General features: G+C 35.2%; 31 protein-coding genes and 1 pseudogene. 31 read left to right on the top strand and 1 reads right to left on the bottom strand.

The features are described 5' to 3' along the window. The first annotated feature begins 84 nt into the window (after positions 1-84). The 31 genes and pseudogenes from LJD32_RS11385 to LJD32_RS11235 all read left to right on the top strand — a co-directional run bounded on the left by LJD32_RS11385 (position 85) and on the right by LJD32_RS11235 (position 24,124). Positions 85-435 (top strand): hypothetical protein, encoded by a 351-nt coding sequence (locus LJD32_RS11385; protein ID WP_227392430.1) that lies wholly within the window; start codon positions 85-87, stop codon positions 433-435. Positions 436-450: 15 nt separating this feature from the next. Next, positions 451-1,182, top strand: a complete 732-nt coding sequence (locus LJD32_RS11380; RefSeq protein WP_118662137.1) for a PcfB family protein — start codon at positions 451-453, stop codon at positions 1,180-1,182. Between the two features lie 3 nt (positions 1,183-1,185). Then, positions 1,186-2,088, top strand: a complete 903-nt coding sequence (locus LJD32_RS11375; RefSeq protein ID WP_227392429.1) for a hypothetical protein — start codon at positions 1,186-1,188, stop codon at positions 2,086-2,088. Continuing rightward, on the top strand, positions 2,088-2,288 hold the full coding sequence (locus tag LJD32_RS11370) for a hypothetical protein (RefSeq protein WP_032089834.1): 201 nt from the start codon (positions 2,088-2,090) through the stop codon (positions 2,286-2,288). Before LJD32_RS11375 ends, LJD32_RS11370 begins: the two co-directional genes overlap by 1 nt. Continuing rightward, on the top strand, positions 2,275-3,375 hold the full coding sequence (locus LJD32_RS11365) for a type IV secretory system conjugative DNA transfer family protein (protein ID WP_227392428.1): 1,101 nt from the start codon (positions 2,275-2,277) through the stop codon (positions 3,373-3,375). The genes LJD32_RS11370 and LJD32_RS11365 overlap by 14 nt, the downstream gene beginning before the upstream one ends. Positions 3,376-3,646: 271 nt before the next feature. Continuing rightward, positions 3,647-5,530: a recombinase family protein gene (locus LJD32_RS11360; RefSeq protein WP_173757422.1), complete on the top strand. Its 1,884-nt coding sequence runs from the start codon at positions 3,647-3,649 to the stop codon at positions 5,528-5,530. Continuing rightward, entirely contained in the window at positions 5,527-5,910 is a 384-nt protein-coding gene (locus LJD32_RS11355; protein WP_158433341.1) for a TnpV protein, read from the top strand. Before LJD32_RS11360 ends, LJD32_RS11355 begins: the two co-directional genes overlap by 4 nt. Before the next feature lie 9 nt (positions 5,911-5,919). Further along, positions 5,920-6,099, top strand: coding sequence for a hypothetical protein (locus LJD32_RS11350; protein WP_158433342.1), 180 nt, complete (start codon positions 5,920-5,922; stop codon positions 6,097-6,099). A gap of 15 nt (positions 6,100-6,114) precedes the next feature. Next, positions 6,115-6,402: a hypothetical protein gene (locus LJD32_RS11345; RefSeq protein ID WP_158433343.1), complete on the top strand. Its 288-nt coding sequence runs from the start codon at positions 6,115-6,117 to the stop codon at positions 6,400-6,402. Positions 6,403-6,431: 29 nt separating this feature from the next. Then, a complete protein-coding gene (locus LJD32_RS11340) occupies positions 6,432-6,734 on the top strand; it encodes a hypothetical protein (protein ID WP_227392427.1) in 303 nt (100 codons plus the stop codon). Between the two features lie 412 nt (positions 6,735-7,146). Continuing rightward, complete coding sequence (locus tag LJD32_RS11335) at positions 7,147-8,580, top strand: serine/arginine repetitive matrix protein 2 (protein WP_158433344.1); 1,434 nt, start codon at positions 7,147-7,149, stop codon at positions 8,578-8,580. A gap of 106 nt (positions 8,581-8,686) precedes the next feature. Next, positions 8,687-9,340 carry a CHC2 zinc finger domain-containing protein gene (locus LJD32_RS11330; protein ID WP_158433345.1) on the top strand — a complete coding sequence of 218 codons (654 nt, stop codon included), beginning with the start codon at positions 8,687-8,689 and terminating at the stop codon, positions 9,338-9,340. Further along, the gene (locus tag LJD32_RS11325; RefSeq protein WP_227392426.1) at positions 9,255-10,694 is read left to right on the top strand and encodes a virulence-associated E family protein; all 1,440 of its coding nucleotides are present in this window, start codon (positions 9,255-9,257) and stop codon (positions 10,692-10,694) included. The genes LJD32_RS11330 and LJD32_RS11325 overlap by 86 nt, the downstream gene beginning before the upstream one ends. A 288-nt stretch (positions 10,695-10,982) precedes the next feature. Continuing rightward, positions 10,983-11,159, top strand: coding sequence for a transposon-encoded TnpW family protein (locus LJD32_RS11320; RefSeq protein ID WP_227392425.1), 177 nt, complete (start codon positions 10,983-10,985; stop codon positions 11,157-11,159). 87 nt (positions 11,160-11,246) lie between these two features. Next, positions 11,247-11,417 carry a hypothetical protein gene (locus LJD32_RS11315; protein WP_173812235.1) on the top strand — a complete coding sequence of 57 codons (171 nt, stop codon included), beginning with the start codon at positions 11,247-11,249 and terminating at the stop codon, positions 11,415-11,417. A 53-nt stretch (positions 11,418-11,470) separates the two neighbouring features. Continuing rightward, the gene (locus LJD32_RS11310; protein ID WP_173812237.1) at positions 11,471-11,644 is read left to right on the top strand and encodes a hypothetical protein; all 174 of its coding nucleotides are present in this window, start codon (positions 11,471-11,473) and stop codon (positions 11,642-11,644) included. Positions 11,645-12,134: 490 nt separating this feature from the next. Continuing rightward, positions 12,135-13,430 carry a group II intron reverse transcriptase/maturase gene (gene ltrA, locus LJD32_RS11305; protein ID WP_227392424.1) on the top strand — a complete coding sequence of 432 codons (1,296 nt, stop codon included), beginning with the start codon at positions 12,135-12,137 and terminating at the stop codon, positions 13,428-13,430. Between the two features lie 129 nt (positions 13,431-13,559). Continuing rightward, the gene (locus tag LJD32_RS11300; protein WP_227392423.1) at positions 13,560-13,865 is read left to right on the top strand and encodes a hypothetical protein; all 306 of its coding nucleotides are present in this window, start codon (positions 13,560-13,562) and stop codon (positions 13,863-13,865) included. A 52-nt stretch (positions 13,866-13,917) separates the two neighbouring features. Next, the gene (locus LJD32_RS11295; RefSeq protein WP_177969050.1) at positions 13,918-14,121 is read left to right on the top strand and encodes a hypothetical protein; all 204 of its coding nucleotides are present in this window, start codon (positions 13,918-13,920) and stop codon (positions 14,119-14,121) included. Between the two features lie 42 nt (positions 14,122-14,163). Continuing rightward, positions 14,164-14,706 (top strand): GNAT family N-acetyltransferase, encoded by a 543-nt coding sequence (locus LJD32_RS11290; RefSeq protein ID WP_155177808.1) that lies wholly within the window; start codon positions 14,164-14,166, stop codon positions 14,704-14,706. 177 nt (positions 14,707-14,883) lie between these two features. After that, entirely contained in the window at positions 14,884-15,288 is a 405-nt protein-coding gene (locus LJD32_RS11285; protein ID WP_227392422.1) for a helix-turn-helix domain-containing protein, read from the top strand. A gap of 63 nt (positions 15,289-15,351) precedes the next feature. Then, complete coding sequence (locus LJD32_RS11280) at positions 15,352-15,690, top strand: hypothetical protein (protein WP_118573148.1); 339 nt, start codon at positions 15,352-15,354, stop codon at positions 15,688-15,690. Between the two features lie 133 nt (positions 15,691-15,823). Continuing rightward, positions 15,824-16,669 (top strand): annotated as a pseudogene (locus LJD32_RS11275) (VirD4-like conjugal transfer protein, CD1115 family); the annotation flags it as partial. A 123-nt stretch (positions 16,670-16,792) separates the two neighbouring features. Continuing rightward, a complete protein-coding gene (locus LJD32_RS11270; protein ID WP_227279869.1) occupies positions 16,793-17,038 on the top strand; it encodes a glutamyl-tRNA amidotransferase in 246 nt (81 codons plus the stop codon). A 32-nt stretch (positions 17,039-17,070) separates the two neighbouring features. Next, complete coding sequence (locus LJD32_RS11265; protein ID WP_195941271.1) at positions 17,071-17,901, top strand: hypothetical protein; 831 nt, start codon at positions 17,071-17,073, stop codon at positions 17,899-17,901. 59 nt (positions 17,902-17,960) lie between these two features. After that, a complete protein-coding gene (locus tag LJD32_RS11260) occupies positions 17,961-18,683 on the top strand; it encodes a hypothetical protein (protein WP_227392421.1) in 723 nt (240 codons plus the stop codon). A gap of 32 nt (positions 18,684-18,715) precedes the next feature. Continuing rightward, positions 18,716-19,111 (top strand): PrgI family protein, encoded by a 396-nt coding sequence (locus LJD32_RS11255; RefSeq protein WP_227392420.1) that lies wholly within the window; start codon positions 18,716-18,718, stop codon positions 19,109-19,111. Continuing rightward, positions 19,074-21,401: a VirB4-like conjugal transfer ATPase, CD1110 family gene (locus LJD32_RS11250; RefSeq protein ID WP_227392419.1), complete on the top strand. Its 2,328-nt coding sequence runs from the start codon at positions 19,074-19,076 to the stop codon at positions 21,399-21,401. Before LJD32_RS11255 ends, LJD32_RS11250 begins: the two co-directional genes overlap by 38 nt. A 65-nt stretch (positions 21,402-21,466) precedes the next feature. Continuing rightward, positions 21,467-22,213: a DUF6674 family protein gene (locus LJD32_RS11245; RefSeq protein ID WP_118470696.1), complete on the top strand. Its 747-nt coding sequence runs from the start codon at positions 21,467-21,469 to the stop codon at positions 22,211-22,213. Between the two features lie 13 nt (positions 22,214-22,226). Next, entirely contained in the window at positions 22,227-22,616 is a 390-nt protein-coding gene (locus tag LJD32_RS11240; protein ID WP_118470697.1) for a DUF6075 family protein, read from the top strand. Next, positions 22,613-24,124 carry a lysozyme family protein gene (locus LJD32_RS11235; RefSeq protein WP_227392418.1) on the top strand — a complete coding sequence of 504 codons (1,512 nt, stop codon included), beginning with the start codon at positions 22,613-22,615 and terminating at the stop codon, positions 24,122-24,124. The genes LJD32_RS11240 and LJD32_RS11235 overlap by 4 nt, the downstream gene beginning before the upstream one ends. Before the next feature lie 81 nt (positions 24,125-24,205). Here the strand turns inward: LJD32_RS11235 and LJD32_RS11230 are convergent, their stop codons facing one another. Next, positions 24,206-24,841 (bottom strand): hypothetical protein, encoded by a 636-nt coding sequence (locus LJD32_RS11230; protein ID WP_227392417.1) that lies wholly within the window; start codon positions 24,839-24,841, stop codon positions 24,206-24,208. Positions 24,842-24,969 lie beyond the last annotated feature (128 nt).

Here is a 24,969-nt window from a genome sequence, read left to right as displayed (position 1 = left end):
TAAAAAAAGCTATAAAGAATGCCTAATCCAAAAGATTAGGTTTCTTTACAGCCCCATTTTATTTTTAAGGAGGATCTTAGATATATGGACAGGATTACTGAAGAAACAACTTTTCTATGCAAAAAGAAAATCAATACGATCGAGGATTTGGAAAATTATGAAAGTAAAATGAGCAACAAAATTGAAAAGTTAGTTAAGGAAAGAAGATGCCTTTATAACAAGGTCAAAAGATGCCGAAATCTTGAAAGAAAAGAAATGATTCAAAAAGATATCGAAACAATTTCAAAAGAAATAAAGGATTATCGAAAGGAGGTGAAATTATGTGAAGGTATCAAACAACGTTCCTTAAAGATTAAAGATAAATTGCAAACAGTTAAGGAACAAGAAAATAAAGTACAAGAAAGAAGTTCAAAAGAACGAAAAAGAAATTATTAAGGAAGGAGGAACTTTATGAATGCTGGCGGAGAAACAGCCGATCAAGCAGTGAGGATGACACTGCAGGGAATAGAAATGGCAGCTAATGTAGCTTTAAAGGCAGGTGGAATGGCTTCTAAATCTTTAGCAGTAACACTTTATGCAATTTTAACAGATAAGAAAAAGGTTAAAGGAAAAACAAGACTAGCTAATATGTTGAAGTCTGGAAAGGAACTTAAAGTGTTTGCTGTGCATCATTCAGATTTGAAAAAGTTTTGTGAAGAAGCAAAACGTTATGGTGTTCTTTATTCTGTATTAAAAGAAAGAAATAATACGGATGGAATATGCGATATTATGGTACGAGCTGAAGATGCAGCAAAAATCAGCAGGATTGTAGATAAATATGAACTTGCAACTATTGATACTGAAGCAATGAGAAAAGCAGCACTTGCAAAACAGCCTGATGAATTCAAAGATGTCAAACCGTTAACTGAAAAAGAACATGATGAGTTGGTATCTTCTTTATTGGATTCAATGAAAGAAGAGCAAAACCCGTCTATGGCTCGAACGAAAACGAGAGGCGAAAATCAGTTCGAGCATATCTCAATGGAGGAAGGTATCAATAAAAGACCATCAGTAAAAAAAGAACTAGATGAGATAAAAAATAGAAATAAAAAGTCTAAACCTAAACAAACAGTTAGACAAAGAAATAGGGTACGTCATAAACAGCCTCAACGTAAGAAAAAGATAAAAAGAAAGGTAAGATAAAATATGAGTGATATATATAATTTATTAAACAATGCAGCTAATGAGAAAGTTGAAGAAAAACCTAGAATTCCTCCAGAGGAATATGCCAAACAAAAACAACAAAAAAGACAGAATCTTTATGATATGGCTGAGAAGCAAACACATGAAGTTGTTTCTTCTCCACAAAATTATCTGAACTATTTAGAAATGCAATCAAAATTTGGTTATACTGTTACTAATACACTCTTGGTCATGGCACAATGTCCACAAGCAACACTGTTAAAAGATAACAATCGTTGGGTAGAAGAAAAAAAGTATGTAAAAAAAGGAGTAAAAGGAATTGGAATATTAGAACCTAAAGGTGAATATCAAGGAAATGATGGCGTGATAAGAACCAACTATGATGTTAAATATGTTTTTGATATTTCTCAATTAAACAGACCATACAGAATGAAAAAACAAAATTTGTCTGTTAGAGAAATCATCAGCGGTTTAGTTTATCAATCACCTGTTAAAATGCAAATGGTTGACAATACTGAAAATGGTTCACTAGTACAATACTCTCCAGATAATCAAATGATCTACTATGCAGACGGGATGAGTCCGACAGATTTAATGGAGGGTTTAGCAAGGGAATATTGCTATGTAGAATTTGAAAGCCAATATGGAAATGTTGACAGAACAGAGGATGCCTTTATGGTAAAAAGTGCTGCCTATATTCTTTGTAAAAAATTGAACATTCCAGTTTCAAACGTTGATTTTGCAAATGAAGTAAAAAATTATTTTGAAGGAATGGATTCTCGAGATACTAAAGAGGAATTAAGCAATATTAAAAGTATTGCAGATGAAGTGTGCAATCGAGCTGAAAGAGGAATCTATAGATTGCAACAAGAAAGAGATAGTGTAAGCAGAGGAGAAGAACGTTAATGGGGTTATTTAAGAATAAAGAACCAACGGTTTTGATTAGAGTAACGGACTTTGAAAGAAGAATAATTATTACTGCTTTAAGAAATTTAAGAGACAAGCAAATAAAAGAAAATAAGGATTATGATTATATTGAATCGATTATGGACAAGGCAGCAATAGCTGACATATCCAAATCAAAAAAATCATATGAGGAAAGATAAACAGGTTGAACTTGTTTTTTATTTTGTAGGAGCAGTATTTATAGCGTGGCTTTCAGTTCTTGTTGCTCCTTGCATCCATGAGGGACTATTTGAAGCAATCATTTACTTAAATGATGCAATGAATAGCCCTTTTTCTTTTGAATTATGTCAGGATACTCTTAAATGTATCTTGATATCTGAATCAATCTATTCTTTTTCATACTTGGCTTATTACTATAACAGGAAGAACTATAGAAGAAATGAGGAGTATGGTTCGGCAAAATGGGCGAATAATAAAGCTGTCAATAAAAAATACGCTGAAAAGGACTACTATTCCAATAAGATACTTTCACAGAATGTTCGTATTGGTCTGGATGGCAGACGACATAGAAGAAACCTAAATACTTTGGTTATTGGTGGAAGTGGAGCAGGGAAAACTCGCTTTTTTGGTAAGCCTAATTTGATGCAATGCAATACATCTTTTGTGGTTCTTGATCCAAAAGGTGAACAACTCAGAGATGTAGGAAATCTTTTAGAAAAAGAAGGATATGTTATCAAAGTTGTTGATCTTATCAATATGAACAGATCACATTGTTATAATCCGTTTCGCTATATCAAGGATGATAAGGATGTTTTAAAGCTTATAACCAATCTTATAAGAAATACTACACCTAAAGGTAGTCAGACAAATGACCCCTTTTGGGAAAAATCGGAAACGGCTTTATTAGAAGCTCTTTGTCTTTACCTTTTACATGAAGCACCAGAGGAAGAACAAAATTTCACGATGGTCATGGAAATGATTGCAGCTGCTGAAGTAAAAGAAGATGATGAAGAATATCAAAGTCCGCTAGATGAATTGTTTGAAAGATTGGAAATAAGAAATCCAAATTCATTAGCCCTCAAGCAATATAAGATTTATAAACAGGCGGCAGGTGTAGTAAGTTTGAAGAGACTTCTTAATCAATCAAATTTAAAGAGTTGGAGCTCCAAAATGATTAAAAAGTCTCTTGAGGCTTATTTTTTTACCTTAAAGAACAAAATTGTATTTTGTAAAAAACAATTTCAAAACATGTCCGTATTTTGTTTCGTCAGTACAGAGATTGTGTAAGGAACTTTAAAAAGATGACACGAAATCAAAAAAGATGCAGTAAGGGGGCTGTAAAAAGACCTCTGAGCATTTCGTTTAGTGTAAGAATCTTTTTTACTTCTTACACGAACCTTGAAAACGAAACAGTCTGCCCGTAGTGATACCAGAACTGAATAGGCATTCAGCGTGTCTTTTCTGGTTAATACGTCCCGGAAACATCAGAACCCGGTACAGGAACGGATATGGGATGAGAACAGGCAATTAATAAACAAAGGAAGGAGGACATCTGACTATGACAGAGAAACAGGGATTCATGACAGCGTTGTATGAACGTCTTAGTCGTGATGATGAATTAAACGGGGAATCCAACAGTATTTCAAACCAGAAGAAACTGCTGGAACAATATGCAAAAGAACATGGATTTACCAATCTTGTTCATTTTACTGATGATGGTATCTCCGGTACAAGATTTGATCGCCCAGGCTTTCTTGCCATGATGAAAGAAGTAGAGTCGGGGAAAGTCGGAACGATTCTGATTAAAGATATGAGCCGAATGGGAAGAGATTATCTGAAAGTCGGACAATATATGGAATTGCTGCGACAGAAGAATGTCCGCCTGATTGCAGTCAACGAGAATGTAGACAGCTTCCGGGAGGACGATGATTTTACTCCATTCCGAAATATCATGAATGAATGGTATGCAAGGGATACCAGTAAAAAGATAAAATCAACTTTCAAGGCGAAAGGAAAATCCGGCAAGCATGTGGCAAGTACAACACCGTATGGGTATCTGAAAGACAAGGATGATCCGAATGTATGGATTGTTGATGAAGAAGCAGCTGTAGTTGTACGGAGAATCTTTCACATGACAATGGACGGGTACGGACCATATCAGATTGCCAAGGCACTGAAAGAGGATAAGGTTGAGATACCAGCGGTTCATATGGCAAAGAAAGATGCCGGATTATGGAAAGGCAGAGTAGAAGAAATCAAAGATCCTTATGGCTGGGGCTCTTCTACTGTTGCAGGTATTCTGAAGAAAAGAGAGTATCTTGGTCATACAGTGAACTTCAAGACCAGAAAACATTTCAAGGATAAGAAAAGCCATTATGTATCTGAGGATAACTGGACGGTGTTTGAGAACACGCAGGAAGCAATCATAGATCAGGAAACTTTTGACAATGTGCAGAGAATCCGAAGCAATGTGAGAAGGTACCCAGATGGATGGGGAGAAGCCCACCCCTTGACAGGTCTGATGTATTGTGCAGACTGTGGTTCCAAAATGTATGTACATCGAGTAAATAATGGCAAGCGAGTACCACAATATACCTGTTCTGCATATTCTAAAGTTCCGGTTGGAACACTCTGCCAGACACAGCACAGAATTAATGCAGATGTGGTTATGGAGCTGATTAAGGAACTGTTAAAGGCTGTTGCAGAGTATTCACAGCTGAACCGTGAAGAATTTTTGGAAACAGTAAAAAAGGCACAGACTTCACAGCAGTCCAGTGAGATCACAAGATTGAAAAGCAGATTGGCAGAAGCAAAAAAACGTGTGCAGGAACTGGAAAAACTGATCTGCAGAATTTATGAGGACAATATTCTTGGCAAGCTGCCAGATGAACGCTATGCGATTCTTGACGGACAGTATTCTAAAGAACAGAAAGATTTGTCGGCAGAAATTGCAGATATGGAAGCTGAATTATCAGGCTATGAAGAAGGCCGCAGATCAGCGGAGAAGTTTATTGCTCTGGTTGATAAATACCAAAATTTTGAGGAATTGACCACTTACATGCTGAATGAATTTGTAGAAAAGATTGTGGTTCATGAGCGTGACCGAAAAGGAAGCATTGAGACAACTCAGGAAGTGGAAATCTATTTTAACTTCATTGGGAAATATTTACCTCCACATTTCGGTGAGGTGGAAATGACACCAGAGGAAATTGAAGAAATGAAGAAGCGGGAAGCCAGAAAAGACAGGCTTCATCAGAATTACTTGAAAAGGAAAGCAAATGGCAAGCAGCAAGAATACTATGAACGGACAAAGGCAAAAAAGAAAGCTGAGATGGATGCAAAAAAAGAGGAAATCCGTCAGGAAGATATTGCAAAGGGTGTGTTCGTGCCGGTATCACTGCTTCCACCAGCAGAACCGAAGAAAGGAGTTGCATCAGCATGAGCGAATTAGAAAGAATCATTCACGATAACAGTAATGGTCTGGATTATATCCTTGTCGGGGAAATCTATCTGCCACTGATCGCAGTACCCGAAGAGAAAAGAGAGATTGGTTTTTATGGAAGTCTTCACAGAAACTATCTGAAAGATTACAAGAGTGGCTTGTATTCCTATCTGACATTGAGTGGTAAGCTCTGGACGTATCTCGCAGATCTGAATGAGCAGTGTTTGGAACGCAGGGATTTCCTCATGGAACAGATTATGGAGCAGGAAGGCATTACGAAAGAATTGAAAAGCAGAGATCAGATGGAATGGGTTCGCCGGGCAAACAATGCAAGAAGCCGGGTAGATGAAATTATTTTAAATGAACTGGTGTATGTGTAGGAGGGACTTATGAGATACCGGATTGAATACGCAGACGGAAGATGTTGTAATTTTGCAAACAGCAGAAAAGATTTACTGGACTGGCTGAAACTTTTGAAAGATGAAAAAATCGTTGATATCCGAAAGATTTACAAAAGCGGTGTGACAGATTCTGTGATAGACAGCTATCGTAGTTATCTGAAACAGTGAAAGGGGTGGACAGTCATGGTTGTTGTAAGAATTATTGTGAAAATCGTATTACTGCCAGTGCGTATATGCCTGACAATGATACAACTGGTGGTTATGTTCTTCACATGGCTGTCGGCAACGGTATTTCATATCCTGTCGGGGATCATCTGCATTACAGCAGTTTTAGGGTATGGATTCGGACAGGAGACAGGCACAGAAGCGGTCAGGATGCTTGTGGCAGGTTTTATACTTTATATCCTGCCTGTGCTTTCTGGCTGGGCAGTGGTGTGGCTGGAAACATTCAAAATCAGATTGATGGAGTAGACCACTGGAGAAAGGAATAGGATTCTTAAATGAAGATTACAAAAGAGATTGAAGAATTTATCAACCTGACCATAACGGAACATATGGGAAAAGAGTATGCAGACTGGAAACTGAGCCAGCTGTCTGTGACAGAACCAGATGAAGTTGAGGAAGAATATAAAAAAGTGATCGCAACACTTCCACAGGAACAGGAAGAGACCATTACAAAATATTGCGACCAGATATTTAACAGTGGAGCAGAGACAGAAGAATTTTTCTACCGGTTGGGACTGAGGGACGGAATGAAACTTAGGAAGACTGTTAAAATGGTTCTGAAGCAATTATCAGAATGATACATACAGGAATTATCTGAAAAGTGAATGAGTAAAGGAAAGGGCATTAACCGTAAAAAGTTAGTGCCCTTTGTTTTACCCATTTTTATATTTTCACAAAATCCGATGCAGAGGATTTTTGAAAAACAGACGGAACGGAGATCATGCTGAAGGGACAGCGGCAGGAGTTACGTTTTGTCTGCTGGGAGTACAGAGGGCTGGAAGTCCTTTGTGCCCAGATTGCAAAGAGCGGCAGCATCTTGCTGGGGTTAAGGGGCAAAGCCCTTAGCAGGTTAAGGGCGGCAGCCATTGCCCAGTGATATGGCGTTTCGCCATATGGTACTGGGTACTGTCTGTAACGGGGACAGAGACTTTTGGCAGCTTCGCTGCAATCCCCTCCGGGGAAACAACTTGAAAAAAGGAGAGATGTGAATTGAAAGGCACAAGGCATAACGGCAGATCTGGGAAAGACGGTGTTTACAATCCGCTTCACAATGACCGGAGATTTGACCCGGAACACAGTGAGCATATTGACAATGAACGTGTCCGTCAGAATATTTACTGGGACTGCTATCAGGGATATACCACAATGGCAGACCGGGGAAAAGAGGATAATTTTTCTTTTAACCAGATTGAGATGGCATACTATGTGGATCATTACAGCGATTATGTGATTAACCAGAATAAACGTCATGAGAAAGCAAGACATCCCGACAGATGTAAAGGGGTGGAAGATGTTCTGAAAAATAAAAAGACCTGTCCGGAAGAAAGTATCTATCAGCTTGGGACGATAGATGAACACGCTTCTGTGGAAACGCTGGTTTTGGTTTTTGATGAATTCAAGAAAGAGTTCGATGAGCGGTTTGGTTCTAATGTGCATATCATTGACTGGTCACTGCACATGGACGAAGCAACTCCGCATATTCATGAGCGTCATGTATTCGATGCTACGAACCGGTATGGGGAGATTGAACCGAAACAGGAAGCGGCACTGGAAGAACTTGGCTTTGAACTTCCGAATCCGGAAAAGAAAAGATCAAAGACAAATAACCGTAAGGTTGTTTTTGATTCTGCCTGCCGGACAATGTTCCTGGATATCTGCAAACGTCATGGACTGGAAATTGACGAAGAACCGTCCTATGGAGGAAGGCAGTATCTGGAGAAACAGGACTATATCCGAATGAAGCAGAAAGAAGAGATTGCGGTTCAGCAGGAAATGCTCAATCAGCAAAGGGATAAGGTCAATGCGAATCATCTGGAACTTGCAAGGCAGTCAAAACATGTCAGGGCAAATGAAAAGGTTATCCAGTCACAGAAAGAAAAAATAGAACAGCAGGAAAAAGAATTTAAAGAAAATTTCATTTCCAATTCTGACCGGATTCTAAGTCAGGGCGAGCTGATTGAAGAGCAGAGAGAGGAACTGAAACAGCTTACCCTCCGTATTGAAGATGTGGAAACCTTGCTTGACGAAGTATCCAGTGAAGCCTATGACAAGGCTGTGGATAAAGTCGCAGAGGAAACAATGCGGGCTACCAGAAAAGATGACATTCGTCTTGCGGAAGATTCTAAGAGATGGATTCAGAGTCCGGAACGTAAGGCATCACGAAAAGAAAAGGAATATGCGATAAACAGGCTGGACGGTCTGATTAAAAAAATCGAATATGCGATGGAAAAAGCTGTTGTGAGGGTTGTCCGTCAGTTAAAACAGCCAGAGAAGAAAAAAGCCGTTGTTGAAGAAATCAAAAAAGAAGTGAAGCCGTCAATCAGAGAAAAACTTGCATTGAACGTAGCAAAGATTCAAAGAGAAGAGGCAGAGAGAAAACAACTGAATAAAGGAAGATCACATTCCAGTGATCTGGAACTATAAGGGCATTTTGTTGATTCCGTAAGGACAGGACAAAGTGCTTTTTTGTTTTTTGTGAAAACTTGTTTCCTAGATTTGGGAAGCAGATTTAAGAAAGTGAGGAAACGAATTGGGATTATTTGATGAAGTAAAACAGAATGTGACCGTCCGGCAGGCTGCGGAGAGGTATGGGTTAAAGCCCAACAGGAGCGGACTGATCCGCTGCATTTTCCATAATGACAAATCACCCAGCATGAAAGTTGACCGGAGATATTATTGTTTCGGGTGTGGCTGTACAGGAGATGCCATTGATTTTACGGCACAACTGTTTGACATTGGATTGAAAGATGCAGCCATGAAGCTGGCAGATGATTTTGGGATTCCTTATTCCGGCAGGGACAGGGGATCACCGCAGAACAGGAGAAGCGTTTCGGCAAAAAAGCCAGAGCCGACACCAGAAGAACTTTGGCAGAAAAAACATCTGAGATGCCTGAGAGCCTATCTGGATTATCTGAGCCTGCTTCTGGAATGGAAAGAACAGTATGCACCAAAAACACGGACAGAAGAATGGCATGAAAAGTTTATGACTGCGCTCAGGGAGTTGTCAGTTGTTGAGTATTATCTGGATATCCTGCTCTTTGGGGACAGGGCAGATAAGGAAGCACTTGTAAAAGAAAAATGGAAGGAGGTGGAGCGGATTGAGCAATGCGAAAGAGAAGATAAAGGAGATCGCCACAAAAGAACAGAAAGATGCCATGAAAGAAATGCTCCGGATGGTAGATAAAAGCAAAGTCGATGAAGTGAAACAGATGCTGGAATATACACAGAAAGGAACTGCGAAAGCAACGGTTGGAAATTATATGGTTGTGCTGAGAAATGATCCGCTTGTGCGTGAGAGTATGAAATACAACAAGCTGACAGGCAGGATTGATATTGTAAAAAAACTCTGGTGGAATGAGGAAGTCTGCAAGTTGGATGATGATGGCAGGACTTATTTCTACTATTTCTTTGAATGCTATTACAAACTCACAAGTGAAAAATGTATGGATAAGGCACTCCGTATAGAAGCCAACAGCCGGGCATACCACCCGATCTGTGAGTATCTGGAACAACTGGAGTGGGACGGGCAGGAGAGAATCCGTTATGTCCTGCAACGGTACATGGGGGCAGATGCTTCGGATTTTGTCTATGAGGTTGTGAAGCACTTCCTGATGGAAGCATTAAGCAGAATCTACCGTCCCGGTTGTAAAGCAGATGAAATGCTTTGCCTGGTAGGTCAGCAGGGAGCCGGAAAATCCACATTTTTCCGTTTTCTTGCATTGAACGATGACTGGTTTTCTGATGATCTGAAGCAGTTGAATGACAGTAAGATATACGAGCATCTCCGGGGACACTGGATTATGGAAATGTCGGAGATGATTGCTGCAATCAGTGCAAAGAGCAATGAGGAAATCAAGTCATTCCTGACCAGACAGAAAGACACTTACCGGAACCCTTATGATAAATATGAGGAAGACCGGAAGCGTCAGTGTATCTTTGCAGGTTCAACGAACACAAGGCAGTTCATTCCTTTTGACCGTACTGGGGCAAGACGGTTCCTGCCGATTGCCATAGACAGCAGTAAGGCAGAGAAGCATATCCTCGATGATGAAAAAGAAGCCAGATCCTATTTTGACCAGTTGTGGGCAGAAGCAATGGAAATCTACTGGTCAACGGAGAATAAGAGCAGCCTGTTGAAGTTCTCAAAGGAAATGGAGCAGGAGATCAGTGAATACCGAAAACAGTTCACACAGGAAGATACGATGGCAGGAATGATACAAGGCTGGCTGGACGCTTATAAAGGTAGTCATGTATGTTCCGTCCAGATCTGGAAAGAAGCCTTTGACCATTTTGACCGGGAGCCGAAAAAATTCGAGACAAATGAGATCTGTTCTATTATGGATACGCAGATCACTGGCTGGAAGAGAGCCGGAGTCCACAGATTTTCAAAGGAAGGATATGGCAGACAGAGAAGCTGGATCAGGGAAGGAGCAGAAGAAGAGGGTGGCAACGAACCGGATAAAGATGGATTTACAAAGCTGACGAAAGCAGAACAGTTGGAGCTGCCATTTGATCTGCCCGACAGAGAGAAAGGCTGATTTTGATGCCGAAAGGCTACTGATTACCCGGAAATTTATTGCTTGTTGACATTTTTGTTGACACCAAAATCCTTTGTATTTACCGGTGTTTCAGCTACTTTTTAACAGGTGTCAACAAGAACATTCAAAAAACTTTTCAATAGTATTTTGGAAAACAGAAATAACTACCCGAAAAAAGTTTCAAACCCCATGTTGACACTTGCGTTGTCAGCGTGCCGATAAACTCCCGGCAGGGACAGAAGCAAACCTCTCTCTGTCGGGCACAGGAAAGAAAGGAAATAGATGATTATGGAAAAAAAAAAAAAAATGATGAATAAAAAAACAGAAGGAAACACATTTACAAAGAAAATCGGGCAGACAGTATATGTTGTCCGCTATCATTTCAATGAAGATGCAAAGGAAACCATGCAAGAAAAGATTAACCGGATGCTGGTTGCAGAAGCAAGCCGAAAGGCAATGCAATAGATGGGGACAGAGACAATTGGAATTGAGATATGTTTGAGAATGTGATATGATTTGAGCAACAAATCGAATTTGGGGAGGAAAATTATCATGAATGATTTGAAGGTATCAGATATCATGTGTAAATGGTATATATGGGTTGCAGTTGGATATGTTATTGGAAAGAATTTAAGTGACACATTAGGGGGACTTATTGGTTTGGCAATTGGGGGTCTTATAGGCTGTTACATACAAAAAAATCATAGTAAAAAAGATGATTGATAACTTCCAGCTTGCGAGCTGAAAAATTTGAAGTTGTAAAGGAGCGTTATGCAATGGAAACAAGAAAAATTGTTCGTGGGATTATATTGGCAGTATTGCTGGTTTGTACGGTGTTTTTGATTTATTCCATAGTAACAGACCCATTAGGCGAACATGATATTATGCTTCCCCTTGCTGTTACCGCTGGATTTATTGCATTAGGGCAGGACAAGCGAAAAGAAAGATAAATTCCAGTTGTGCGCCCAGCTAAGGGTGTGTAGTCAAGCCGGTGGGATTCCGGTTTATCCAAGGTTTAGCCAACCAGATAATAGCGAGTCTTGGGATGATGCTGGTAACGGCATCTGACAAGCGTAGACAGCAAGAAAGCAGGATTGAATAGTGATTGAGCTTCGAAACGTTAACTTCAGTCGGTCGACGTCTTAACTGGTGCGGAAGACAATATCATATAATGCGATATGGCGAGTGTTATGTGGCACTGCGGAGTCAGAGAACCAATCATGTTTTACATTATGAATACACATCAACTGGGGAGAACCTGCCATTTCTCGAAGAAGAGTATGAAGTTGCAACTGAAAACGGAGGATTTCAAATGAATGGTAGGTGGTCGGACAATCCCATAGTACTGTAGAAATCGGGCAATGCCGATGGAGGGAAGGGGATTGCATAGTAAAGGTCTTACTGAGGACACATTATCCGTACTCAGGGACGGAGGAAATAATGGAAACGAAATTAGTAAGAATAGCTGAGATATCGGCAACATCAAAACATCCTATATTTACATCAGTGTACCACTTGATAAATGAAGATATGCTAAAGCAATGCCATAAGGAATTAGATGGGAACAAAGCAGTCGGAATTGACAAGGTAACTAAGGATGAGTATGGGAAGAACCTTGATAGAAATATCAAGGAACTGGTACAGAGGTTGAAAAACAAATCCTTTAAGCCACTTCCGTCACTGAGGGTATATATACCTAAAGGAAATGGAAAGAAACGACCATTAGGGATTGCTTCCTATGAAGATAAGATTGTACAAATGGCAGTGAAGAAAATACTGGGAGCTATTTATGAACCGAGATTCCTAAACTGCATGTATGGATTCAGACTGAATAGGGGGTGTCACGAAGCAATAAAAGAAGTATACCAACGGATAAGTTATGGAAAAATCAGCTATATCGTAGATGCCGATATCAAAGGTTTCTTTGACCATATCGACCATGATTGGATGATGAAGTTCCTTGAATGGAATATACAGGATAAGAACTTATTGTGGCTAATACGTAAATACCTTAAAGCAGGAATAATGGAGCAAGGAAAATTCGAGCCAACAGAGGAAGGTTCGGCACAAGGCTCAGTAATGAGTCCGATGCTTGCAAATATATACATGCATCATGTGCTGACGCTGTGGTTTAAGCTGGTGGTGCAAAGGGAAATGCAGGGAGAGTGTTTTCTCGTCAACTTTGCGGATGATTTTGTTGCAGGATTTCAATATAAGTCAGAAGCTGAAAGATACTATAAAGAGTTAAAGGAACGAATGGAAAAGTTTGGACTGGAGCTGGAAAGTAGTAAAAGCAGACTAATTGAATTTGGGAGATTTGCAGAGCAGAATCGTAGAGCGAGAGGAGAATGTAAGCCTGAAACATTTGATTTTCTGGGGTTTATCTTCTACTGTAGCAAAACTCGAAAGGGAGGTTTCGTGCCAAAGGTACAGACTTCAAGAAAGAAGTTTGAGCAAAAGGTTAGAGCGTACAAGAACTGGATTTACGATAATCGAAATCGACCAATGCGAGAAATAATTAAAGAGTTGAACGTAAAACTAATTGGACACTATCGGTATTATGGTGTTACATGGAATTTTCGGAAGATAACAACATTCCTGCATAGAGTACAACAGTTTCTATTCAAAGCCATGAATCGGAGAGGTTGTAGACGGGCATACACATGGAATGGATTTGTGGAAATGCTCAAGTATTACCCGTTAGCAAAACCTAAAACGTACTATTGTTTATATTGAAGCGAATGTTACTATGAGGAGCCGTATGCGGGAAAGCCGCACGTACGGATCTGTGAGGGGCTAAGATTGAGAGGTCTTAGTCTACTCGACTGTTAAATTGGAAAATTAGAATTGATGGAGGAAGATATTATGATAGGTTTTAGTATAATGATGTGGTTCAGTTCTGCTCTTCTCATATTTTTTAGTATTTCTCTGTTAAAAGGAAATTACTCTTCTGTTCATGGTAAAGTATTTGAAACCACAAATGACAAAAAAGGATATGCGAAAGCATTAGGAAAGCCTGTTTTGTTGATAGGAATTTGTGTTTTATTCTCTGGAGTGATTGCAGTTGTATTATCGAAAGATTATGCCATTTCTATTGCGGTTATATTTATATTATTTATAGCTGTTGTCGCTGGGATATGGTTGTATAGGATTCAAAAAAGATTTTCGTAAATCTCAGTTTGTTAAATTGGAAAATTAGAATTTAATGGGGAGGAGGCATGATATGAAAAAAACAAGCCTTGCTGCTGTAATACTTGTCGGGTTAGCTGCCGTTATCTGGACAATCAGGGTTGTACTTGAAATTGTTTTAAAAACCTATAATGAGTCAGTTTTCTTGTTTGTACTGAATGTCCTTTGTTCGGTTGTATGGATTGTGTCATTTATCGTGAATCTGAAAAGGTATCGTTCCAATAGAGAAAATAAATAAATCCCAGTCTGTCGAGCTGTGAAATTTGATGGAGGAAAAAGGATGTATATAGAAGAATATGTTATACAATTAGATGGAACGGAATTAAGGCTTAGAAATGCACGAGAAGAGGATGCAGAAATGCTGATAGATTATTTAAAGCAAACCTGTGGTGAAACAAGATTTCTCGTTAAAGAACCAGAAGAAATTACGCTAACCATTGAACAAGAAAAAAACTTTATTCGGAATCAAAATGAATCAGAGGGCAACCTAATGCTATTGGCTTTTCTTAATGGTAAGTATATAGGTAATTGTTCTTTGATGGGGAATGCTCCCAGTAGATATCGTCATAGAGCTAGTGTTGGAATTGCTCTATTTCAAGCGTATACAGGAATGGGGATAGGAAGGAAAATGCTTGAACTTCTTTGCGAGATTGCAAAAGAAAAGGGAATAGAGCAACTCGAACTTGAAGTGGTTGCAGATAATGATAGGGCAATAGCGTTGTACAAGAAAATAGGATTTGAGAAAATGGGCACATTTCCGCATAATATGAAATATAAAGATGGTACATACGCAGATGCATATTGGATGGTTAAAATACTATAATGGCATCATGAAAACAGTAATGTTTGCTTTTGTGATGGAATTGATAGAAAAGGTGCAAATTAGAATTTGATGAAAAACACAGTTGCAACTGTCAGTTGACGAATTTCCATTTCTAAATGGTGGTTATGCAACCAATAGTTTTGCTATAATTTCACCAAACAAGAAAGGAGTCTAACTATGAATATAGCAGATAGAATACAATGTTTGAGAAAAAATAAAGGACTTTCTCAAGAAGAACTTGCGGACAAAGTGGGGGTATCAAGACAAGCAGTTTCAAAATGGGAAAGTGAACAAAGTACACCCGATATAGAAAAAATTATTATCATGAGCGAACTCTTTGAAGTCACAACAGACTATATCCTCAAAGGTATAGAGCCTGTTAGTATGACCAACAAAAAAACAATGTATTCTCTGTATTTGGGATTTGCGCTAATATTTGCAACCATAGCGGGAATTTGGTCTTTTACAGCAAATAGATTTCGCATAGATGAATGTTTTTTTATTGTGATAGCTGGAGCAGCGATAGGGTGTGCCATAGCATTGGTTATTCAAGTGATATTTAATTTATTTAGAAAAGAATAACCCTTGAAGCGACAACTTCCAGCTTGTCGAGCTGGAAAATTTGAAGTTGCGGAGGTGTTTTAGATGAAAAGGAAATGGCTCATTCCGTGTTTAATAGTGGTAATTGTGATTGCAATTCTTTTTTATACTGGTATTCAAAGGACGCATACTTTCACACTTGCAGAGAGAAACGGAGTTGCATTCAAGTCAGAACAAATACAACCACTGTTTGAAACTATTAGAGTAAGCGGTGATTGTGATACAGATGTGATATTTACTGATATTGAGACTGGCGAAACATACACGGTAGGATACATTACATCTGGTGTATCAGAAAAGATTAAACTACAAAAAGGTAAGTGGTACACAGTAGAGGGAGCTGGAAATATCACAGTAAGTCCAGTAAACATTAGAATTGAATGAAGAACAACAAATTTCAGTTTTATGATCTAAAAATTAATATGAAAGTAGAGCATATGAAGAAAAATCCATATGCTCTATTTTTTTGCCCACTTTCGAAAAAAAGTGATTAAAAAACTATTGACATTTTGTTACTGGGAAAACTGCTAAATCGATTCTTATTTCTGTAGGTGTGCGTTTATCAGCTTTTAACTTGGAAAGCATTGCTAGTTTAACTGCAACAGATGAGTTGGAACTTGATTTGGTGGGAGAAAGAAAAACAGCAATCTTTGCGGTTATTCCAGACAATGATTCAACATTCAATTTTCTTATCGGTATGCTTTATACGCAGCTTTTCCAAATGTTGTATTATCAAGCGGATATTGTTCACGGTGGTGCTTTACCAATACCAGTACATTTTCTTATGGACGAATTTGCGAATGTGGCTTTACCAGATGAATTTGATAAATTGCTTTCTACAATGAGATCACGACTTATTTTTGTTTCAATCATTATACAGAATCTTGCTCAAATCAAAGGACTTTATAAAGATAGTTGGGAAAGTATCGTAGGAAATTGTGATACATTATACTATCTTGGTGGAAATGAACAGAGTACACACAAATTCATGTCAGAATATTTGGGAAAAGAGACACTTGATACAAATACTTACGGTAAATCAAGTGGGAGGTCAGGAAATTATTCAACAAACTATCAACAGGCTGGAAGAGAATTACTTACACCAGATGAGGTTAGATTGTTAGATAATGATTATGGATTGCTTTTTATTAGAGGAGAAAGACCTGTATTTGATAAGAAGTATGATATTTTGAAACATCCAAGAATAAATGAAACTACGGATGGAAATGCAAAACCATATCTACATGGTAAAATCAAATATTCAATTGATGACTGGCAAAATATTTTATTGAGCGATAGAGAGTATGAATTATTGAGCGATGAAGATATGGACAACTACTTTAAACAACTAAATAGTAAATAGGAAAGCAGCTTTAGAAATAAAGCTGTTTTTATTTTGAAGGGAGAAAAACAAATGAGAAAATATTTAAAAAAATACAAAAGAACAATGAAGATATTTTTTGTTTATGCACTTAATATCTTTTTAATGAATTTCAAGGTAATTCAAGTTTATGCAGATGGAGATCCATTAACAGTTGTTAACAATCTTTCAACTTTTGTTTTTAGTTTAATTAGAGCTATTGGAATGATCATTTTAGGGTTTGGAATTGTACAGTTAGGATTGAGTTTAAAAAGTCATGATCCATCACAAAGAGCAAATGGATTTTTAACTGTAGCAGGAGGCATCGTCATTACCTTTGCAAAAGAAATTTTAAATACAATTACAGGATAGTGATTTTAAATAAGTAAGGTAGGTGATAGATATTGGGTAGTATTATTGATAACTTAACAAATGCAATCAATACATGGAATGAGAAACTCGCAGAAATATGGTTGTTACTAACACAGACACCTCAAAACTTTAAAGGCGGAAATATTTGGAATGTGATTGTGAAGATACATGGAGGTTTGCAAGCCATTGGACTAGCACTTCTTGTTCTTTTCTTTGCAGTAGGAATGGTAAAGACATGCAGTAATCTAAACGAGATAAAGCGACCCGAGCAGGCAATTCGTTTGTTTTTAAGGTTTGCAATTGCAAGAGGGCTAGTTGTTTATGGAATGGAATTGATGACAAAATTATTTGAGATTGTGCAAGGTATAACCTCTCAAATTATGACAACAGTAGGTGTTGGAACAGCAACATCTACTACTATTCCTCAAGAAATTATAGATGCAGTAGAGGAATGTGGATTTTTGGAAAGCATACCTGTTTGGGCGGTAACACTTTTAGGTGGTATTTTCATTACGATTTTGTCCTTTGTCCTCATACTTACTGTTTATGGTCGTTTCTTTAAATTGTATATGTATACGGCCATTTCTCCTGTGCCGCTTTCTACTGCTGCAGGAGAAAGTACACAGTCAGTAGCGATAACGTTTATTAAGTCTTATGTGGGTGTATGTCTAGAAGGAGCAATTATAGTTTTAGCCTGTATTATTTTTTCACAATTTGCGGGGTCACCACCAGTTGTAGACAGTGAAGTGAGTGCAATTTCAATGTTGTGGAGCTACATTGGAGAACTTATTTTCAATATGCTGATTTTAGTTGGTACGGTAAAAATGTCAGATCGAATTGTTAAAGAAATGATGGGATTGTAATAACTAAACAAGTTTACTAAAATAATAATATAAACGTAAGAAATTTTAGGAGGAGCAATATGATAGAATGGCTACTAAAAAATGAATGTGCTAATCTTTTTACATTATTTTCAATAATTGTATCAGGTTTGATATCTTTAGTTATTTCAAAATATTATTATAAAAAAGGAAATAGAGAGAATTTAGAAATGTCTGTAATTGTTCCACTCTGTAGTCTTTTATCTAATGGAATAAATAAAGATAATTATGAAAAATTCGAGCAATTAATGGGTAATTATAATATTCGATATTTAAGAAAAAAAGAAAAAAATACTTTGATAGAGTTAAGAAATAATTATGAAATTATGTATAAGAATACTGAAGAAGATGCACAGGCAGAATGTCTTTGTAAATACTATTTGTATGTATTAAAGTGTAATAAAATTAGAACACATATTGTACCTGTTGAAAAAGATGGAGAGATTATGGATTATAGCATACCTTACGAAACAATATTGCGTTTAGAAAATCAACTTAGAACGATATTTAAAAACTATAATGAATGTTATTATGGAGAGGAATTAGAGGATATACAGGATAAAATATATGTGATATTCAATAATTATACTAAAAGTGATTTTAATTCAAAAAAGAAAATCAATTATTTTGAAAATCATTCATTGAAAGAAGTTCTAGAAACATCAAAATATATAAAAAAATGGAAAAAACAAGGAGAACAATATTCAAAAATTAGAAATGAATTTCTAAATTTAAAAATATGTAAGAATGTTAAAAAACAATAATTTTCATATATTTCAATAGAACAGGAGGATTTATGGAAGTAAAAATTAATAAAGAAATAAGAGAATATACGGAAGGCATTTTCTTGGGATTATCCCTAAGACAATGCCTTTTTTCTTTTTTTGCGTGTGTAATGGCAGTTATATTTTATTTTTTATTCATTGATTGTTTAGGAATGGAGATAACAAGTTGGTTGTGTATGATTTCAGCTGCACCATTTGCAGCACTTGGATTTATTAGATTTCAAGGAATGAATGCGGAACAGATTGTTGTATGTGCGATACGTTCATTATTGATTAAACAACATAATTTGATATTTAAACCACAAAATTTATATTACGAATATTTAAAAGAATTTTTAGAAATTAAAAGAAAGGAGTCTATTGATTCAAATGATAAAAAGCTACGAAAGATTAAAAAAACAAAATAAAGAAAAAATAAGCGTTCCCAAAAGTGCACAGGATCTAATTGATATTGATACCATCTATAAAGATGGTATTTTTTGTTCTAAGAACAAATATTCTAAAACATATAGGTTTAAGGATATTAATTATTCAATTGCTTCAAAGGATGAAAAGGTTGGATTGTTTTTGAATTATAGTGAATTGCTTAATTCATTAGATAGTTCAACAATGACAAAGATTACAATCAATAATAGAAAAATTAATATAAAAGAGTTCAAAGAAAAGATTTTAATTCCATTAAGAAATGATCATCTTGATAAATATCGAAAAGAATATAATGATATGTTATTAGAAAAAGTATCTGGAGCAGATGGAATTACTCAAGAAAAGTATATAACAATAACTGCCTTTAAAAAGAATGTAGAAGAAGCAAGAAATTTCTTTTCAAGGGTAACTGTAGAATTATCATCTCATTTTTCTAAATTGGGTTCTCAATTAGAAGAACTTGATGCTATTGAAAGATTGAAAATCCTTCATGATTTTTATAGAAACGGACATGAAGAACAGTTTTCATTTGATATGGATGATTCAATGAGAAAGGGGCATCATTTTAAAGATGCCATCTGTCCGCAAATGCCAAAATTTCATGATAAATATTTTCAATTAGGAGATAAGTATGGAAGAGTTATGTATTTAAGTGAGTATGCAAGATATGTAAAAGACAGTTTTATTTCAGAACTTTGTTCACTAAATAAAAATCTTATGTATTCAATGGATATTATTACAGTTCCAACAGATGAGGCAGTAAAAGAAGTTGAAAGAAAATGGCTAGGTGTTGAAACTAATATTACAAATTGGCAAAGAAGACAGAACGCTAATAACAATTTCAGTGCCGTAATTCCTTATGATATGGAACTTCAAAGAAAAGAGAGCAAAGAATTTTTAGATGATTTAACAGTAAGGGATCAACGTATGATGTTGGGATGTATGACAATTGTTCATTTAGCTGATAGCCTAGAAGAACTTAATAACGATACAGAAGCACTTATGGCAGTTGCTAGAAAGTATATGTGTGAATTGGATATATTGTTTTTTGCAAGTAGACAGCTAGATGGTCTATCAAGTGTTTTACCAATCGGAACAAATAAACTAAATATTGTAAGAACATTGCTTACAGAAAGCATGGCTGTCTTTATCCCGTTTAGAGCACAGGAAGTTGTTGATGATGGTGGTATTTGGTTTGGACAAAATGCTATTACAAATAATTTAATTATGTGCAATAAAGAAAAATTGATGAATCCTAATGCCTTTCAGTTAGGAGTACCCGGCTCTGGAAAATCCTTTTTAACAAAGGAACAAATCGTATTTTTAGCTCTTGCAACTCAAGATGATATTATAATTTGTGATCCAGAAGCAGAGTATTCACTTTTAGTTAAAGAGTTGGGAGGAGAAGTTATAACGATTGCAGCAGGAAGTGAAAATCATATTAATGCTATGGATATGCTAGAAGGCTATGGTGACAGTGGTAATCCAGTTGGAGATAAGTCACAATTTATCATGTCGTTATTTGAACAGTTGGATAGAGATGGAATTAAACCAGTAGACAGGTCGATTATTGATAGATGTGTAACTTTGGTATTTCAGGATTATTATCGAACAAGGAAAATGCCTACACTTGTTACGTTGAGAGAGAAGCTGTTAGAACAACCTGAAATGGAAGCAAGAAGTTTGGCTTTGAAACTTGAATTGTTTACGGACGGCTCATTAGATGCATTTGCACACCAAACAAATGTAAATACTTCAAGCAGAATTGTATCGTATGATATTTTTAAACTTGGAAAACAGTTAAAGACAATGGGACTATTAGTAATCACGGATGCGATGATTAACCGTATTAATGAAAATTGGCGAAAAGGTAAAAGAACCCATATCATTCTTGATGAATTTCATGTGGTTTTTGAAAATGAAGAGAGTGCTTCTTTCTTTAACTCAGCATGGAGACAATTTAGAAAAAGAGATGGCTATCCTATTGGAATTACACAGAATGTTGAATATTTGTTAGATAGTGTTCATGCAAGTACGATGCTTTCTAACAGTGAGTTTGTTGTTATGTTAAATCAGTCATATCAAGATAGAGAAAAGCTTGCGAAATTACTGAATATTTCTGATGAACAGTTAAGTTATATAACTAATGCGCAATCAGGATGTGGATTAATTAAGTATGGTGGAAACATTGTACCTTTTATAAATAGATTTCCAAAAAATACATTGTTATATAAATTGATGTCAACAAAGCCATCAGAAAAAAATAAATAATATTAAATATAAGCGAAATGATATAGATACATATCTTTTCGCTTTTCATGAAAGGAGAAACCATTATGGATAAACAATTACCAGCAATATACAATGATCCTTATATTAGTGAATATTTTAAGATGCTTTATAAGGAACATAAAGAGGATAAAATAAATGAAACTAAAGAATTACTCGATTATATTTCAAATATGGAAAAGAAAATAGATTATATGACAAGTGAAGTCTTAGAATTAAAGAATACAATAGAACAATTACAAAATCCAACTATTCGAGAAACTATGAAAAGTATAACTGAAGATATAAAAAAGACAGTAGATAATGGAAAGAAACAATTAAGTGATATAAAATCAAATATTTTATCTTCAGTAAAAGAATGTGTGAATCAGTTTAAACAACATGGTAAACAGGCAGTTATCAAAACGATTGAAATTTCACATTTTAAAGTGGCTCTTGGAAAATTCCATAGGTCACTTTTTAAATGTGTTAATAAAACACATCTACTTATAAATAAATGTGATGCTGTTACTAATGAATTAAGAAATACAAAGATGAATTTTAAAAATATCGGAGCAATTATTATGGGGAAGCCACCAGTTAATAAAAGATCGGAAATGAATAAAATGAATTTTATTCAAAGAACATCACGTTCAATGCTGTCTAATTTAGAAAAAATGATTGTAAAAACTTCAAAGATGATTCATCGAGTGGATAATATAGATAAAAAGTCTGTAAAAAGTGAAATAAAATATTTAGAAAGCAAGGCGGCAGAAAAATCAATAAAAAATAAAATGAAAGAAAAAATAAGATAGTGAGGAGAACATAATGAAGTATTTTAACAATGAACATAAAAAAGCATATCATTTAGCTATAGAAAAAAGTGGAATTAATGATGTTTATCATCAATCGCTATTTTATACATTAACCATTGATAAAGATTGCAGAGAGCATATTAATGATCTTTATGATTTTAATAGAAACAGTATTAAACTGTCAGGACTAGATAAATCATGGCATACTTCAGGATCAATTAATACAGCGCTGATGGGTTTCAATTTGTTCAATGGTTATGTAGATGAAAAAAATGCAAAAGCTTCAACAGCTTATGAACTGTTTTCATGCGAATACAGTTCTTTTTTTATGGAGTCAATAAAATTAAGATATCCTGAATATTATAAATCTAGAAAAGATAAGAGTTTTGATAACTGTTTATGATAAAGAATATTAAGACAAAAGAAACAATTAAGGATATTAAGATTCTTGATAAGAAAAAGATGCTAGATTCTTTTAATAAAAAGCAAAGTATCAATACAAAAAATAATGTACAGGATGAAAAGGAAAATAAGGAGTCAAATTATGCAATAAATAAAATCAAAGGTACAAGTAAAAAAACACTTGTTAGTACTAGAATAAAAATAAAGAAATATCGAAACCAAAAAAGAAAAAGTGAAAAGCTTATAAAGGAAAACAGTACAAAAAAGGGTAATATCAAATTAAAAAAAATTAAATTGACAACTAAAAACAAAATTAATCCCAGAACAAATGGTAATTTATCGAACACAATTAATCAAACTTTGTCGAATCAGACAATAAGTCAATCAAGAATGTTGAACAAATATAGAAAATCATTAAATAAGTTCAATAGAACAACCACGATGAAATATTCAGGTAATAAAATTATAGATTTTATAAAAAAACTGATAAGTTTTGTAAAAAAGCCAATAGCAATCATGAATCATTTGATTTCTTATGGAACAGGAATGATTATTCTAATAGTGATTGTTTTATTTATTGGAGTATTTTCTGCTTTGTCAGATGATTCCAGTGTAAATACATCTGTAGAAGGACTTAGTTTGGAAGTAATAGCTTATACACCAGTGATTGAAAAATATGCGTTGGAAAGTGGGATTGGTGATTATGTTTCTTTGATACAGGCAGTAATGATGCAAGAAAGCAGAGGAAAGGGAAATGACCCTATGCAGTCATCAGAATGTGGATTTAATGAAAAATATCCAAGAGTGCATAACGGAATAACAGATGCTGATTATTCCATTAAGGTGGGAATACAACATTTAGCTGGTTGCTTAAATGATGCAAAAGTATCCTCAAGTGGAGATATCGAGCATATATCATTAGCCCTTCAAGGATATAATTATGGAAACGGATATATAAGTTGGGCAAATGAACATTTTGGAGGATATACTAGAGCAAATGCAAAGGTGTTTTCTGATGAAATGAAGGCAAAATTAAAAACAAATGTTTATGGTGATCCTGATTATGTTGCACATGTTTTAAGATATTACCATATCAGAAATAACAATATAGTAGAAGTTGCAAAGTCACAAGTTGGAACAACAAGTGGAAGTAAATATTGGACATGGTATGGATTTAATAAAAAAGTAAATTGGTGTGCCATTTTTGTATCATGGTGCGCAAATGAAAGTGGAATGTTAGATGATAGTTCAGTACCAAAATTTTCTCTATGTACAGATGGAGAAAATTGGTATAAGAAAAATAATAGATGGGAAGATAAATCTTATGTACCAATGACAGGAAATATTATATTTTTTGATTGGCAGCAGGATGGTCATACAGATCATGTAGGTATTGTTGAAAAAGTCGAAAATGGAAAAGTATTCACTATAGAAGGTAATAGCAAAGATGAGGTTAGAGAAAAAAGTTATAATTTAAATAGTAAATCTATCTATGGTTATGGAGTATAAGAAAAAGAACTGAAAATATTTCGGTTCTTTGAAAATGATTATTTTATTAACGCAAGTAATTGTATTAAAAAGTTTATATTATTAATATCTTGCAAAATAATCTTTATTTAGAATAAATATAGTTATACTAATAATAAATAATATAATTGATATAATGATAGAATATATATATTGAGTATCTGTGATAATACCATGTAAATTAGGAACACTATAAAGAAATGTAATTGTTAAAATTGAAATGAATAGAGATGAATTGGCAATATAATAATAACCTTTATATGTTCTATATCCTAAGATATTACAACAATAATTGTATTCTTTATATATTTCGGAAATAATTGTAGAAACATACCATCCGTGAAGGAATTTATTTTTATAAATAAAATTTATTGGGTTCATTTTTTCAGTTTCTTTTGATATACATTTTTTATTCAAAAGAAAATAATTTCTTAATTTAGGACCGATATATATTAAGTCGTTTGATAGATTATCATATAGACTATTAAAATCATTATTCAAATCAATTGATATAATTTTCCAATTTGAATTTTTTACACAGTATTTAAGGTACAAATTTTTGTAAAAATCGTATCTTTTTAAATAGTACGCCTTATCAAAAACACCAATTTTTTTATTTAACCAAGAAATTATAATGTTAGCAATCCCTGCAACTATAAGAGAAGAAAATGAGATTGCTAAAGATATAAGAAAATCCATCTTAAAATCACCTCTCATAAGAATTTGAAATAATTATAAAATATTAGAGTTAATAATCAACATTTATAATTTAGGTATATTAAATTATCCGGTGCTTAGAGGTTCGCTCTAAATTATTAGGCGGAGTA

This window comes from Faecalibacillus sp. TM498 (assembly GCF_020589955.1).
GTDB classification, from domain to species: Bacteria; Bacillota_I; Bacilli_A; order Erysipelotrichales; family Coprobacillaceae; genus Faecalibacillus; species Faecalibacillus intestinalis.
This window is presented reverse-complemented; position numbering and strand designations above follow the sequence as displayed.